The sequence below is a fragment of the Streptococcus oralis SK610 genome, from assembly GCF_000257455.1.
GTDB lineage: Bacteria > Bacillota > Bacilli > Lactobacillales > Streptococcaceae > Streptococcus > Streptococcus oralis_CB.
The window spans coordinates 39037-54392 of sequence record NZ_AJKQ01000025.1; the positions used below are offsets into that span (position 1 = coordinate 39037).

General features: G+C 43.6%; 7 protein-coding genes and 1 other RNA gene. 2 read left to right on the top strand and 6 right to left on the bottom strand.

Annotated elements, in window-relative coordinates:
- Positions 1 to 38 precede the first annotated feature (38 nt).
- The 5 genes from mapZ to HMPREF1115_RS09510 form a co-directional block, all read right to left on the bottom strand.
- On the bottom strand, positions 39 to 1484 hold the full coding sequence (gene mapZ, locus HMPREF1115_RS09495; RefSeq protein WP_000039242.1) for a cell division site-positioning protein MapZ: 1446 nt from the start codon (positions 1482 to 1484) through the stop codon (positions 39 to 41).
- A 12-nt stretch (positions 1485 to 1496) separates the two neighbouring features.
- Positions 1497 to 2654, bottom strand: a complete 1158-nt coding sequence (locus HMPREF1115_RS09500; RefSeq protein WP_000662902.1) for a THUMP domain-containing class I SAM-dependent RNA methyltransferase — start codon at positions 2652 to 2654, stop codon at positions 1497 to 1499.
- 83 nt (positions 2655 to 2737) lie between these two features.
- Positions 2738 to 3119, bottom strand: an RNA gene (gene rnpB, locus HMPREF1115_RS11970) — RNase P RNA component class B.
- A gap of 20 nt (positions 3120 to 3139) precedes the next feature.
- Positions 3140 to 3469 carry a cell division regulator GpsB gene (gene gpsB, locus HMPREF1115_RS09505; RefSeq protein WP_000146523.1) on the bottom strand — a complete coding sequence of 110 codons (330 nt, stop codon included), beginning with the start codon at positions 3467 to 3469 and terminating at the stop codon, positions 3140 to 3142.
- A gap of 69 nt (positions 3470 to 3538) precedes the next feature.
- Positions 3539 to 4066 (bottom strand): SLOG family protein, encoded by a 528-nt coding sequence (locus HMPREF1115_RS09510; RefSeq protein WP_000199584.1) that lies wholly within the window; start codon positions 4064 to 4066, stop codon positions 3539 to 3541.
- A 66-nt stretch (positions 4067 to 4132) separates the two neighbouring features.
- Between HMPREF1115_RS09510 and recU the strand changes: the two genes are divergently transcribed.
- Positions 4133 to 4729, top strand: coding sequence for a Holliday junction resolvase RecU (gene recU, locus HMPREF1115_RS09515; RefSeq protein ID WP_000248756.1), 597 nt, complete (start codon positions 4133 to 4135; stop codon positions 4727 to 4729).
- On the top strand, positions 4726 to 6894 hold the full coding sequence (pbp1a, locus tag HMPREF1115_RS09520) for a penicillin-binding protein PBP1A (RefSeq protein WP_001041838.1): 2169 nt from the start codon (positions 4726 to 4728) through the stop codon (positions 6892 to 6894). The genes recU and pbp1a overlap by 4 nt, the downstream gene beginning before the upstream one ends.
- A 166-nt stretch (positions 6895 to 7060) precedes the next feature.
- Here the strand turns inward: pbp1a and HMPREF1115_RS09525 are convergent, their stop codons facing one another.
- On the bottom strand, positions 7061 to 15316 hold the full coding sequence (locus tag HMPREF1115_RS09525; RefSeq protein WP_000373802.1) for an SIALI-17 repeat-containing surface protein: 8256 nt from the start codon (positions 15314 to 15316) through the stop codon (positions 7061 to 7063).
- Between the last annotated feature and the right edge of the window lie 40 nt (positions 15317 to 15356).

Consider the following 15356-nt stretch of genomic DNA (forward strand, 5'->3'; position numbering starts at 1 on the left):
TTTTTACCTATGAAAGGAAAGAATTTTGTAACGGAGTCCTAGTAATCCAAGTCATCAGCGTGACCAGAACCATTCCCTACAAAGTAACCCGTCTTACAGTTGAGGGTGAAGAGATAGGTTCCATCAGGTTTATAGAGGTTGTAATAACCATTTCCGTTTACGATATTGACACGTTCTAGGATATATTGATTTCCAGTGATATAGCCACGAGCACGTGATGTTGCTAGAACTTGTTCCAATACACCATCCGCAAACGTCCAAGCGGGGTTGTTGCTATCATCTACAGCTGATTGGTTGTAAGGTACACGACTAGCACTTCTTTGAAGATTAACCCCATCGCTAGACAAACCACCATTCGTATCTCTAGCTGGTGCCGTAGTGCTTGTAGAAGGTGTCGTACTGCTTGCATTGCTTTCTGTAGCTGAACTTGAGCTTTCTTGACTCGTGCTAGAGCTTGAACTTGAGCTGGAAGCACTGGTTTGTTGACTCTTACCAAGACTAATGGCCTTATCCAAGAGTTTGTCTAGTTCTGTGTTCCCTGTCTTAATTTCTGTAAATTTAGCGTCTGCTTTGGCTTTCGCATTGGTATCCAAGACACCGTCCGTAACAGCTGGACTTTCAAAGAGGGCATTAACATCTTGAATAGCCTTGATTTGAGTTGCTAGGCTATCATATCTTGACTTAGCTAGTGTATAATCACGGCTACCTTCTAACTTATCTAGCAAGGTTTTCAGTTGGCTCAATTTATCAAACTGGCTGTTTTTCAGAGCAGTCTTATTAGCATCTGTATAGAAAGTATCATAGAGATCATTGAAGTCTTTCAAAGCTGTTTGTGTCCCGTGATCATCCGAAGAGGCTGCTTGAGAAGACTGGATTTCTTGGTTTGAACGAGATACTTGGCGGTAGACATAATATGTTCCAGCAAGCACAAGGATTGCAGCTACTACCGAAGCAATGATGATGACACCTTTCTTCTTAGAGCCTTTTTCAGGTTCTGTTTGAGCCGAACGTGATAGAGGTGTATAGGTCTCCTCTTCTTGTTCCTCGTTTATTTCCTTGGGCTCTGTTTCTGTTAAAACGAGAGGCTCTATTTCAGCACTTTCTTCATCTTGAAGTGGTGGAACAAACTGAGTAGTCTCTTCATTTTCTATCTTTTCAATAGATTCCTCAGAAACCAGGTCTGAATCGTCTACCTGTTCAGAAGATTCACTTGATTCACGAACTTCTTGGATCATTTCCTCTAGGTTTTGAGTAGAAGCCAGTTCTTCTTTTTTGAACTGACGAGTTTCAAACTTGTCGGCTTCGATTTCTTCACGGTGCTGTTTGATGTATTTGTCTAAGATACTGTCCTCAGGCAATACTCCTGCTTCAACCTCTTCATTCTTACGAATGACCTGACCAACAGTCAAGTCTTTTGCTTCGTCAAAGTCGAATTGTGGTTCTTGATGTCCTTTTTTATGACGATCACGTCTTTTCTTACTCATGAGTTCACCTTTCTATTTTACCTCTTGGCGTTTGACACGCTGACCAAAGTATTGATACAAATCCACTTTTAAGGTCCCGTTATAGAGTTTTCGTTTTTTATCAGCTGGACTTCCGTACTTGCTTTCAAAAGCTTCGTCACTCGTCAGGATAAACTTACTCCACGTTTTCAGTGGTGCAAAGACCTGTCCCATCTCAGCATAGAGCTTGGTAACTCCTGCATCATCAGACAAGCGTTCCCCATATGGTGGATTGGAAATGATAACGCCATTAATCTTGTCTGTGCGCAAGTCCTGTACCCGCATTTGCTTAAAGGTGATGTCACCTGCGACACCTGCTGCTTGAGCATTTGCCTTGGCAATTTCCACCATGCGAGCATCTATATCACAGCCCATAATGTCCAGCTCAAGTTCACGATCAATTTTCTTAGCCGCCTCTGTGCGAACTTCTTGGATTAACCGATCGCTGACCCAGTTCCATTCCTCAAAAGCAAAGGAACGGCGAAGTCCTGGAGCCATCTTTCTAGCAATCATAGCCGCCTCGATACAGAACGTTCCTGAACCACAGGTCGGATCAATCAAGGGCTTGTCTGGATACCAATTAGATAGTTGTAAAATGGCTGCTGCCATGTTTTCTTTGATCGGCGCTCCACCCTTTTCCGTACGATAACCACGCTTAAAGAGGCTAGAACCAGTCGTGTCAATCATGACAGTTGCCACATCTTTCAGGATAGATACCTCAATCTTAAACTCGGGACCCGTTTCCATCAAGGGAACTCCTTCTGGACGGGCATAGTGTTTTTGTAACTTCTTCACAACAGCCTTCTTAGAAATAGCCTGAACACTGGGCTCATTGTGGAGTTTAGACTTCACACATTTTGCCTTTGATATCGGGAAACGTGCTCCTAGAGGGAGATAGTTTTCCCAATCTAGAGCAAAAACTCCTTGAAAAAGCTCTTCAAAAGTCTTAGCTGGAAAACTTCCGACTACAATCTTGATGCGATCCGCCGCGCGAAGCCAAAGGTTGTTCTCAATGATTGCCTTCACATCTCCTTGGAAGCGGACACGCCCATTTTCAACCTGGCAATCATAACCAAGGTCTCGCACCTCACGTCCAACGACAGCCTCAAGACCCGCCGCAGCAGTTGCGATTAAATTAAATTGTTCTTTCATTTCTAGTCTTGCAAGACCTCTCTCTTGTTCACTTTAAAAAATGAGGTTGAGAAAGATTTCTCAGCCCCAACCTATATGCAATTTTCTATAAGCCATGTTTTGTTCCAGAAGTGACTAGGACCACTTCCTTCGATAATCATCTGTCTACCGCTAACAGCATAAATCTGCTAGCAGTCAGAGTACTACGTTCGTTTCCGTGCACTCCATGCCCCGACCAAAATTTGGGTTGCTAGCTTGAGGGGTTTACCGCGTTCCACTCTCTCTGTTTCCAGAAAGACTCCGTCACTGTGGCACTTTCAAGCCTATTCTGACCTATCCGAAGACTTAGCCATTTCGACTGCCGTAACGATTTCTCGTCCCTAGGCTTATGGATTCGCCTAGCACAAACACTACAGGCATCACAGCCTGTGCTAGCATGGACTTTCCTCATGAAAAGAAAACCTCTTCACGCGATTATCCAAAAATTGCACTCATTCCTTAGTCAATTATAAATCTTGGTTGTCTAAGATTTGCTTACCAAATACTTCTTTTTCGAGACGATTTAAGCGTTTCAAAATATCAAAGTTTGTCATTGAAGTAGAAGCTGTTACTTCAATAGAGTCTGGTTGAGTTGGAGCTACCTGTGGTTTATGAGATAATTCTTCCTTCAAATCAGCAATCTCTTGACGAAGAGATTTGACCAAAGCCGCGTAGGTTTCATAATCCTTAATCACATCATCTAGGAATTCGTCTACCTCTGCTTTGCTGTATCCACGTACTTCACGTCCAAATTCTTGTTCAAAAATATCTTTCGCTGAAAATATAATACTTGCCATGTCTCTCTCCATTCTGGTTTACTAGTATTATTATATAAAAAAAGACAAGTAAAAATCAAGGTCAAAGGCTTACTTTTCAGAAAAATTTTCTACTATTTCATTCAAGTCCTCAAATGTTAATCTTCTTGTAACATAGTCCGCTTGATTTTTCATCATTTGGTAAAAATATCGTAACTTGGTTTCGTTTTCTTCGTCGTAAAAAAGGTAACAAGTATCTGTATTTTTCAGCAGAAATTTTTGATAATCGCGTAATTGTCCCTTGTGCTCATATTGTGGATAGGCGTATTTGACAAAATCAACCTGCTTGAACTCACTCAATTTCGCTTGATTTGCTTCATTCCAATTACTGCCATGGGTTTCAAAATCAAAAATGGTCGCCAACTGAAATCCATAGTCTGCTTTCATGTCTTTCGCCACCTGAAGCGCCCAGTACTCAAAGCCCAAGGTCCCTGTAAAGACAAGCCAGGTCACCCCATCCTCTGCTAGACGTTCCAGGTCTCTCCGAATGGCTGTTTTGATAATATCAACGCGAATATCCTTGTCATTAAAGAGACCAAGGTCCAAGGCTGAATAGCCTAAAATCAAGGCTGATGTCATTTTTAACCCTTTCTTTGTAAATTTATGATATAATAGAGTGATGTTATTGTACCAATAAGGAGAATTATGGTCAACTATCCACATAAAATTTCATCTCAAAAGAGGCAAGCACCCCTGTCACAAACTAAAAATTTCGCAAATCGGGGAATGTCTTTTGAAAAGATGATCAATGCTACGAACGACTACTATTTGTCGCATGGGTTAGCTGTTATTCACAAGAAACCGACTCCCATCCAAATCGTACGTGTCGACTATCCCCAAAGAAGTCGTGCCAAGATCGTTGAAGCCTACTTTAGACAAGCCTCAACTACTGACTATTCAGGGGTTTATGATGGATACTACATCGACTTTGAAGCAAAGGAAACCAGGCAAAAACATGCAATACCGATGAAGAATTTTCATCTCCATCAGATCCAGCATATGGAACAAGTCCTTGCCCAGCAAGGAATCTGCTTTGTACTCCTTCACTTTTCTTCTCAGCAAGAAACCTACTTATTACCGGCTATTGACTTGATCCGTTTCTATCATCAGGATAAGGGACAGAAGTCAATGCCACTTGGATATATTCGAGAAAATGGATATAGGATTGAGCCTGGTGCCTTTCCTCAAATTCCCTATCTCGACATTATCAAAGAACATTTACTAGGTGGTAAAACAAGATGAACAAACAAACTTTTCTGCGAATAGCTAAGTATGTCAGTATCAGTCTCTTAACTGTATTTATCGCAGCTGTAATGCTAGGTGGAGGTCTCTTCCTCTACTATGTTAACAAGGCTCCCGAACTTTCTGAAAGTAAACTAGTCGCTACAACGTCAAGTAAGATCTATGATAGCAATGACGAGCTTATCGCTGATCTTGGATCGGAACGTCGGGTCAATGCCCAAGCAAACGAAATACCGACCGATTTGGTCAACGCTATTGTTTCGATTGAGGACCATCGCTTCTTTAATCACCGAGGAATCGACACGATCCGTATCCTAGGTGCTACCCTCCGAAACCTTCGTGGTGGTGGAGGTCTGCAAGGAGCTTCCACCTTGACACAGCAGTTGATTAAATTAACTTACTTCTCTACGTCAACTTCTGATCAGACTCTTTCTCGTAAGGCCCAGGAAGCTTGGTTAGCTGTTCAGCTAGAACAAAAAGCGACTAAACAAGAGATTTTGACCTACTACATCAACAAGGTTTACATGTCAAACGGTAACTACGGAATGCAGACAGCTGCCCAAAGTTACTATGGCAAGGATCTCAAAGATTTAAGTATTCCTCAACTGGCTCTCCTTGCTGGTATGCCTCAGGCTCCAAACCAGTATGATCCATACTCGCATCCAGAAGCCGCTCAAGAACGTCGTAATCTCGTCCTCTCTGAGATGAAGGGGCAAGGTTACATTTCAGCTGAGCAATACGAAAAAGCGATTAATACTCCGATTACAGATGGACTTCAAAGTCTAAAATCGGCTAATAGTTATCCTCCACACATGGACAACTATCTCAAAGAGGTAATCGATCAAGTCGAACAAGAAACAGGCTACAATCTCTTAACGACTGGTATGGATGTCTACACCAACGTTGATCCTAAAGTTCAACAACATCTCTGGGATATCTACAATACCGACGAGTATGTCAACTATCCTGACGATGAAATGCAAGTAGCTTCAACGATTGTGGATGTGACAAACGGGAAAGTCATTGCTCAGTTAGGTTCTCGTCACCAATCAAGCAATGTTTCCTTCGGAATCAACCAAGCTGTTGAAACCAACCGTGACTGGGGTTCTACCATGAAGCCGATCACAGACTATGCTCCTGCCTTGGAGTATGACATCTACGACTCAACTGCTTCGATTGTACATGATGTTCCTTATAACTATCCTGGAACAGATACCCCTGTTTACAACTGGGATAGAAGTTATTTTGGAAACATCACCATCCAATATGCGCTCCAACAATCACGGAACGTTACTGCTGTAGAAACCTTGAACAAAGTCGGTTTGGATAGAGCCAAGACCTTCCTAAATGGAATCGGTATTGACTATCCAGATATGCACTATGCCAACGCGATTTCAAGTAATACGACTGAGTCAAACAAAAAGTACGGAGCAAGTAGTGAGAAAATGGCTGCTGCTTACGCTGCTTTTGCTAACGGTGGTATCTACCATAAACCAATGTATATCAACAAAATCGTCTTTAGCGATGGTAGCTCAAAAGAATACGCTGATCCTGGTACTCGTGCCATGAAAGAGACGACCGCCTATATGATGACAGAAATGATGAAGACTGTCTTAGCATACGGAACGGGTCGTGGTGCTTATCTCCCTTGGCTACCTCAAGCTGGTAAGACTGGTACATCAAACTATACAGATGATGAAATTGAAAACTACATCAAAAATACTGGTTATGTAGCTCCAGACGAAATGTTTGTTGGTTATACTCGCAAATATTCAATGGCGGTATGGACAGGTTACTCAAACCGCCTTACTCCTATCGTTGGTGATGGCTTCTATGTTGCAGCTAAGGTTTACCGTTCAATGATGACTTATCTGTCTGAGGATAACAACCCTGGCGACTGGACTATGCCAGAAGGCCTCTATCGAAGTGGTGAGTTCGTCTTTAAAAACGGTGCTCGTTCTGCATGGACTGCTCCTGCTCCGCAACAGGCCCCAACACCTGAAAGTTCGAGCTCGACTTCAGAAAGTTCAACTTCACAGTCAAGCTCAACTACTCCAAGCACGAATAATAGTGCAAACAATAATACCAATAACCAGCAACCAAATACAACCCCTGGTCAACAAAACCAGAACCAAAATCAGAATCCTCAACCAGCACAACCATAACATTTATCACCCAGAATATTCTGGGTGATTTTTTCATAGCAGTATCGTATTTATGTGCTTAACAAAAGCCTGAGAAGACATCTTCTCAGGCTTTTCTGTACTATAAACCTCATTGGGAAAGATAGGAAACAGATTTCGTAATCTTGTTAAGAGGTTTTACTAAATACTAGTCTTTCTTTGTTTTTGCTACAAAGAGAGCAGATAGGGCTAGGCTAACACCTGCTAGGAAGAGGGCTGTGTCAGATTTACTTTCACCTGTTGCTGGCAAGCTTTGTTCAGCTGTTTCTTGCTTCCTCACTTCTTGTTTTAGATCCGGTGCCGGTGTCTTATCTTCATCTGAAGCAAGTGAGCTAAGTTTAAACTCAGGTTTCTCTACTGTTGGAGCAGCTTGGTCGCCTACTGTTGCTACTGGGCCTGTGTATTCTGGCAATTCATGCACTAGAGCCATCACTGCATTGACACCGCCCTTGAACTCAGGTTTCTCAACTGTTGGAGCAGCTTGGTCACCTACTGTCGCTACTGGGCCTGTGTACTCTGGAAGTTCATGTACTAGGGCTTCAACTGCATTGACACCACCCTTGAACTCAGGTTTCTCTACTGTTGGAGCAGCTTGGTCACCTACTGTTGCTACTGGACCAGTGTACTCTGGAAGCTCATGTACCAAGGCTTCAACTGCATTGACACCACCTGTGAATTCAGGAACCTCAAGAACGGGTGCTGGTTCTTCCCCCTTACTTGATTGAACCGGTTCCTCTGTTAATTCTTGATGGAAGCTTGCCAATTCATAAAACTCAGCCTTGCCACCTTCCCAGACTAATTTGACGTCTAGAAGAGAGCCACCATTTCGGATAGCGAAGGTTTGGAGACTAGATGTAATGGCACCGAGGTCTGTCCAACTGTCTTGACCATCCTTGAGTGTTCTAGCAAGAACACGTGCTTGCGCTCCTTCAGGAAGACTGGAAACGAGACGAAGGTGGTTAGCATTGGTCGGTTCAGACAAGTGATAAACCAACTCGCCCTTGTCTTTTTCAGACTTGTAGCTGGTCAAGACTTTGCCGTCTACAAGATTATTATAAAGGTTGCCTTGGCTTTCTCCACTACTTCCTTCTACTGTTGGATCATTGATTGGTTTGACAAATTCACCATCGTTAATGACCAATTCTGTAAATCCTACAAAACGGGCATCATAATCCGCTGTATAGAGGACACGAAGATAGTTAGCTTTGACTGGTGTCGTCAATTCACCCTCTATGTAGCGATTTCCTGGCATCTTAGAATCATGTGTCCAACCATCTGTCAATGAATCATCGTGTTGGCTATTGGCTACACCATCTCCTACTGTCACGACATCTGTCCAAGTTTTACCATCTTGGCTGACTTGGATCTTACCATCACGAAGGTAGTTTTGAGTTCCGTCTTGGATGTAGGCTCTAATCTTCTTGATAGTGCGTTCGCTGCCAAGTTTCAAGGTCACATGACCATCTTTACGAGCATAGTCTGAAAACTCAACGAAGTTGTTGTAAACACCATCAAATAATTGATCTAGGTTGTTCAGTTTACGAACATCATTGCTACCATATGCTGGGTGAATTCCCATTGAAGTTGATTCCAATTTGGTTGGTTGCACTTCTTTAGTCGTCACAAGGAGAGAAGTCGCTGTAATAGCTTGCTCCTGATCTGTTTTATTGACCAGACGCACATAACGTACTAAGTGGCTTGCTGCAGATCTATCAGTCAACTGGCTCGCTGGTAGCCATTCTTGAGCGTTTGCAGAGTACTCTAGACTAAGAGCAGGGTTGGCTTGGCCTTGGAGCTGGATGCTCTTGACCTGATGGATACGGTCAAGCTTCATTCCTAGATAGCTATGAGCAGGGAGTTTGGTTCCAGCCGGAATTTGAAGCTCGTAACTGCCCAAGCTATCCACCACCGGCGTTTCCTTCAAGGCATCAACGTTGGTATCCGTTAACTCACTGTTTCCAGATCGTGTCTCAACAGAGAAGTCCTGGATACGCCACCAGAGGTCGAGAGCCTTGGTATTGCGGACTCGGATGTAACGAGCGTTGATCGCTCTGGTCACTTCCTTGGTTTGTTCTCCTGATAGGCGATCCAACTCTTGCCATGCAGTTCCGTCTGTAGAATACTCAAGTACACCTGCGGCAAGTTTATCACCCGTTCCTTGGCGAAGTCGTACTTTAGTGACTGACTTGACTTCACCGAGGTCCAGTTGTGCCCAGGCATCTACTGGAGTTGTATTGCTACCGTCAGCATTTGCCATCATGGCTTCTGTATTGTCCTTGCCATCAGTGATTTGACGGGCTGAGGTATTTAGTTTGTAAACTAAGTTTGAGCTTAGACTAACTGTCGTTGCTTGTTGGCTACGAGCTTTTTCAACTGGACGGTTGACTGCAATTTCCTGAACTGCAAACCAAGTGTTCTCGCGGTCTGCTGTCGCAATCATGCGAACTGCCTTGGCCTTGATAGTGAGATTTTCAAACTTAAGCAGGGATTCATTTCCGACATAGCTTGGCTCTTTCAAGGTTATCCAGTTATCGTTTTCATCTTGATACTGCACTTCTGCCTTACTAAAGGTATCACGTGGATTTGCCTGCGTTCCCATAGCAAAGGTCAAGGTTTGAATCGCTACTGGTTTGTTGAACTTCATACCAATATAATCACCTGTCTTGATGCTATTTGGTGATTTAATAATCGCATGAGTTGCCAAATCGCCATCCGTTACTTCTGCCAAGCCACCCTCTACACCTGTTCGATTGGTAATAAAGGTACTGATGATTTGGTCTGGATGCAAGACTTTTTGAACTTCAGACGCTAGAACTTCTTTCAAGGATAGGATAAATGGACGAATATGTTGAACACCCAATTCAGCCTTTTCCATATGGTCTACATAATGGAAGGTGTGAGTTTGAGACTGTTCGTACAATTTCAAACCTTTATAGTAGCTATCCCAAAGTTTGGCTGCATCGTTTGTAGCCATGGCTTCAGTTCCTGTAAGGAAGGCATCAAGGGCATTCATTTGATCGATTGCATTATCCAACCAATAGTGGATTTGCGCAACCATCTTTTGGTCGCCCGATGCTTTGTAAAGTTCGGCTGCTTCTTTAATCTTGGCAAATTCAGCTCGCAAGGCTGCACGTTCTGCAGTCACATCCTGACCTGCTTTGAGCTTGGTCATGAAGTCTGTCAATTTTGGAGCCAAGTCTACAGATTCTTCTAGTTTAACGACACGACCATCCATGTTTTGGTTGATCATGTGCTTACCAAGTTCACGGAAGGCTGCTGATACCTTGCTATCTTCAAAATGACCATTTTCTACAAAGTTGAAGGCAATGTCATTGATTTTCTTAGCTTCTTCTTCTGATTTCCACTGTTTCCATGAGTATTGAGCTCCTGAAAAGAGGGCAATCTTAGATGGTTCAGACTGTTGCATTGGGTTCAACATGATACCAGATAGCAAGCTTGGATCCACATTTGGATGAAGGAATTTCTCACCACCACCTAGAATCAAGTGTTGTTTAGAGTTATCTGTTACAGGCCAGTTAATCCAAAGTGAAACTGGGCGATAGGGCTTGCCACCTGCGGATAGATTGTTCTTGAGAGTTGAAAGGAAGCTTTCAGAGACTTCACCCCAAATCTTACCACCCGTCAAGGTCATGGATGTTGAACTTGGGAGATTTTCATTGAGGGATTTCAACTCATCCTCACGTCCATTACCCCAATACTGGCCAGGAACAAAGATCATTTCTTTACGAAGACCGCTGTAGGTTCCCTGCATTTCAGTCAACCACTTGGTCATATCTTGCATCAAGCGGTTGTAGCTATTGTAGCCTCCAACTGGGCTTGGTGCATCATCTGCAAGGATACCAAATTCGCGGACACCCACTTTCATCAACTGGGTAAATTTGGCCTTGATGGTTGCCAAATCTTCTTGGTAATGTGCTTCATTTCCAAAGCGGATGCGGTTGTTCATGAATGGATGGATAGTCCAGACATAGCGGGTTTTACTTTGATTTCCGACACGAGCAAGTTCACGGATTTCAGCTAGTTTTTCTTCTGGATAGAGTTCACGCCATTTCTTGTTGTGGTATGGATCATCTTTTGGTGCAAAGAAGTATTGGTTCAATTTCAAATCGCCACCAAAACGCATGAGCTCTGCACGATCTGCGTTAGACCATGGGTTTCCATAGTAACCTTCGATGAAACCACGGTTCTTGAGCTCTGCGTAATCTTCTACTGTCACATTGCGAAGGACTGGAACTTGACTTTCCTTGAGCATATGTTTCAAGGTTGTCAAACCATAGAAGACCGCATCTGTGTCTTTTCCGACGATGGAAATCGAATTATCCTTGATGCTCAAAACATAGGCGTCAATCTTGTCAAAGAGGCCTGCTGAAACCTTAGACAAGTTTTGTTCTGCTTGTGAACCTTGTCCATGCACTCCAAGATAGATATTGGTGGCGCCAGCGATTGCCGCCTTACCAGTTGTATAAGATACTTGATTGTCCTGCAAGACACTCTTCAAGCGATTGCGAGTATAGATATCGAGTTGATCGCCCATAACCAGATTGACTTGCTTACGAAGGGCTGTGACTCCTTCTCCATAAGTCACTTTTTGTGGCGTTGGGAAGACCTTGTACTCTTTCTTGAGATAGTCTGCGCTCTTGCTGGCAGCTGCAATGCTGTCTTCGCTAGCTGGTTTGCTTGCAGTGAATTGATCTGCCAATTCAACTGTTCCATCACCTGTTTGGTCTACTTTTGGTTTTTCAGGAGTAGATGGTGGTTGAGGCTGACTTGGTTCAGGTGTTTCTTGTCCTTCTTTGGCAGGTTTCAATAGATGAACTTCAGCTGCACTTGCAAAACCACCAACGCCTTCCAATACTTTCAACTCAATCTTGTTGGTATGCACCGCCGCAAAGTTGACTGTTTTTTCTTGGGCGTTGTTGTCCCAGCTTCCTTCTGAAACCTTGACCATTTGGCCATCTTTTTGTGCGTAGATTTCGTAGCGTGTCACGACACCATTTCCACCACCTGGACGTGGGAGATAAGTTAAACCATTGACTTTTTCTGCTTCTTTCAAGGTCATAGTAAGGGTGTATGGCGCAGTGTCACCAGTCCACTTAGTATGCCAGAAGGTATTTGGATCATTGTCAAAGGCCTTTTCAACAGCACCTTCAGTCGCGTTTCCTGGAAGTTGCTGACTGCTTGCGGTTGCAGTAATTTTATCATTTGAAATCAAGCGAGGATTTACAAATGGTTTGTCTGACAACTCTGCGCTATGCAAGATTCCTTTGAAACCACCGATGCTTTCAAGCGGTAGTACCAAGCTATTGTGGGCAAAGCGAGGGTGGGCTGGATTTGCGATACGTTCAATCTTTTCACCATCCACATAGACTTCCGTTGATTGTGGTTTGGTCACGATAGAGATTTGATAACGTTTGTTCTTTTCAAGTTTTTTATTGAATTGGATATGGAACTGTTCAAACTGGTAAGCAAGATAGCCGTCCTTATCAGCTAGATAGATACGGTTGTCCCCACTTGTTGAGAAGGTTTGTTCCCCGTCTCCAGTGACAGTCACATCAAACTTCAAGACGTGACTTGGACCAACATCACCAGCCAAGCCTTCGATACTGCTGTCTTTCTCAAAAGCCAATCCCTGCTCGCTTGTCTTCACTTTCTTGCTTGCATAGTTCTTGACTGTTTCAGAATTGATGGTAAACAAGTCGCTTTGATCAATCTCTTTATCAGGATTTGACTGTGGCGCATAAGGACTCGTTGGTAGGGTGCGTTCTGCAAAGGTCGCAGCTGCACGGTCAGATCCCCAGGTGCGTTCCGCAGTGGTTTGCATGCTCTTGAAGAAGCGTTTAAAGATATCATAAGAGGTCAAACCGGTCTCATGAAGGTCGATATTATCATTCCAAACTGCGTGACCACCACCAAGGATACTTGGATGAGAAGCTGGTAGAAGTGGACCTCCACCTGTTCTGAAATCATTCGGTGTCCAGCTATTGTACTGACGTTCGTAGTTAGCATAGTCCCCGTAGGCTGCTTGACTATTGCTTCCACTTGGGACACTATATGTCGGCACATCCGTGATGTTGATAATCTTAGCTCCCTGAGCAATGGCTTCATTTGGTCGTTGCCAGCCAATGCTCCAGATATCAACTTCTACTCCGTTCCAATCAACAGGAGTGTTCCCACGTTTCGCACTGAGCGAGCCCCAGATACGAGGGGTATAGCCTTTCCCTTTAATGTATTTGATAAGGTCATTGACATAGCGGCGATAGCTTTCTCTGCTACCATAGTATTCATCCGTTCCGATATGAACAGTAGATACCCCATGAAGCGGTGCATCTGGACCATCGAGGAGCTTGTCATAGACTGATTTGACAAAAGCTAATGTCTCATCGTACTTGTTATCCAAGTCCAGCATGGCTACGCGCTCAACATTGTGCTTGCCTGCATAATCGCTCAGACTACCTTGATACATGAGGTCTGGACGAACTTTGACAAAGGACAGGGCATGACCTGGTGTATCAATTTCTGGTACTAGGTTGATATGCAAGGCCTTGGCCAATTTAATCAGATTTTGCATTTCTTCCTTAGTATAATGCTCATCTGATGTCAATTTTTGACCATTCTTACCGACAATATCTGTCTCCAAACGGAAACCAGTCTTGGCATGTTCAAGTACATACTTGAGTTGTTCTTCTGGACTTAAATTCTTACCTGCCAAGTGTTCCTTGAGGAAGATATAGTTATCATTAAGGTGCAACTGCAAGTCGTTCATCTTGTAGTAGGCCATGTTGAGCATGATGTCTACAAGGGTGTCATAAGGGATAAATTTACGACCTGTATCCAGCATAAAGCCACGGTGGCTGAAACTTGGGAAATCACGAATTTCGCCATTTTGTAGGTCTGTTTCTCCCATTTGAAGAAGAGTACGAGTTGCGTAGAAGGCTCCTGTGTTTGTGGCAGCTTCGATGGTAATCACATCATTTTGGATAGTGATGCCATAGCCTTCCTTGCCATAACCTTTGTTTTCAACCTTTTTAAACTCGATTCGTTTTTGAGCCTGTTTGTCACCTGTTGCAAGTTCCAATCCACGGCTTGCAAGGTCTGACTGGTAGAAGGTTGCTGCCTGATCAAATCCTGAATCTCCAGTCGCAAGAACTGTATCTGAAGTGATAGAAGATTGGCCTTCTTTCCCATACCATTGTTGAACAGCTGGTGCTACTTTTGGTTTTACACCCACACCCTCGTCCTGATGTAGCCCCTTGATGACTACTTCAAATTCCTTAGTGAAAGTATGGCTGTCTTTGATTTGCTGCACCATGACCTTGACGCGTTGATCTGTCAGAGGTTTATGGATGTGATTTTGAAGGTCAATTACACCTTGTTTGTTGCTTCCGATGAGACTGACTTTTCCTGGTAAAGTTGGTAGAACAAGAGACTGTCCGTCTTCTGCTACTGTGAGTTCTGTTACTTGGCGGATATCCGTTACCTTACTATGGTCCGGAACGTTAGAATAAGCTCGAATTTCTTGGATCCCAACATTTCTCCAGCCCATTGTTCCCGCTTGGTAATCATTGACCTCAAGTTTAAGATACTTAGCTTGGATACTTTCAGCTAGGTCTACTTTCTCGTCTAAAACTGGATCTCCAGTCTTGGTATGAGCTAGTTTCCATTGTTTTTCTCCATTAGCACCCACGTCTTCTTGACCTGCATAGTAGAGACTCCAAGATTTGATATTGGGGTCATTTTGCCCATTACGAAGACGACGATCCCAGTCAATTTCTACATGTTTGATCAAGGTTGTCTTAGGAAGGGTCAATTCAAAAGTTGGTTTTGGTGCGTCTTTGTCTGTAGCCCAACGAGTATTATCATCTCCGTCAATAGCCTTATCTGCAGTAAAGTTGGTACCAGTCTCATGGTTGCTCGCCTGAGCAGTAGCACCTTCGAGATGGTTGACATCTTCTCTATCTTCGATTTGCTTTTCAGCTGGTTTTGGTGTGGGCGTAGCAGTTTCAGCTGGTTTATTGTCTGCCTTTGGTGTTTCAACCGGTTTCGGCGTTTCTGCTGGCTTGGGACTTGCAGGACTTGTCTCTGGTTTTGCCTCTTCACTTGCTGCAGGATTGGTTCCCTCATCAGTCGCTGGAGTTTCTTCATGACTTGCTTCTGTTGCAGCTTCTGCATCTGCTTTTTCAAGCGCAGCGGCTAAATCATCGGGTAACTTATCCAGTGCTTGAACATGGGTGATGCTTCCCTCTGTTTCTGTAGGCGCTGCTGTTTCTGCTGCCTGAACCATATTGGCTCCAAAGATACTAGCACCAATCATAACGGAGGCTGCACCTATTGCAAATTTTCTTATACTATAGTGACAGCGTTTCTCAAAAAAATGTCTATCCATCTTTCTCCTATTCCTTTCATCCGCGTACATGAGTAAGCGG

What these genes read in the sequence shown, in the direction of transcription:
- mapZ (WP_000039242.1), bottom strand. Translation starts at nt 1,484, where the DNA reads ATGAGTAAGAAAAGACGTGATCGTCATAAAAAAGGACATCAAGAACCA.
- HMPREF1115_RS09500 (WP_000662902.1), bottom strand. Translation starts at nt 2,654, where the DNA reads ATGAAAGAACAATTTAATTTAATCGCAACTGCTGCGGCGGGTCTTGAG.
- gpsB (WP_000146523.1), bottom strand. Translation starts at nt 3,469, where the DNA reads ATGGCAAGTATTATATTTTCAGCGAAAGATATTTTTGAACAAGAATTT.
- HMPREF1115_RS09510 (WP_000199584.1), bottom strand. Translation starts at nt 4,066, where the DNA reads ATGACATCAGCCTTGATTTTAGGCTATTCAGCCTTGGACCTTGGTCTC.
- recU (WP_000248756.1), top strand. Translation starts at nt 4,133, where the DNA reads ATGGTCAACTATCCACATAAAATTTCATCTCAAAAGAGGCAAGCACCC.
- pbp1a (WP_001041838.1), top strand. Translation starts at nt 4,726, where the DNA reads ATGAACAAACAAACTTTTCTGCGAATAGCTAAGTATGTCAGTATCAGT.
- HMPREF1115_RS09525 (WP_000373802.1), bottom strand. Translation starts at nt 15,316, where the DNA reads ATGGATAGACATTTTTTTGAGAAACGCTGTCACTATAGTATAAGAAAA.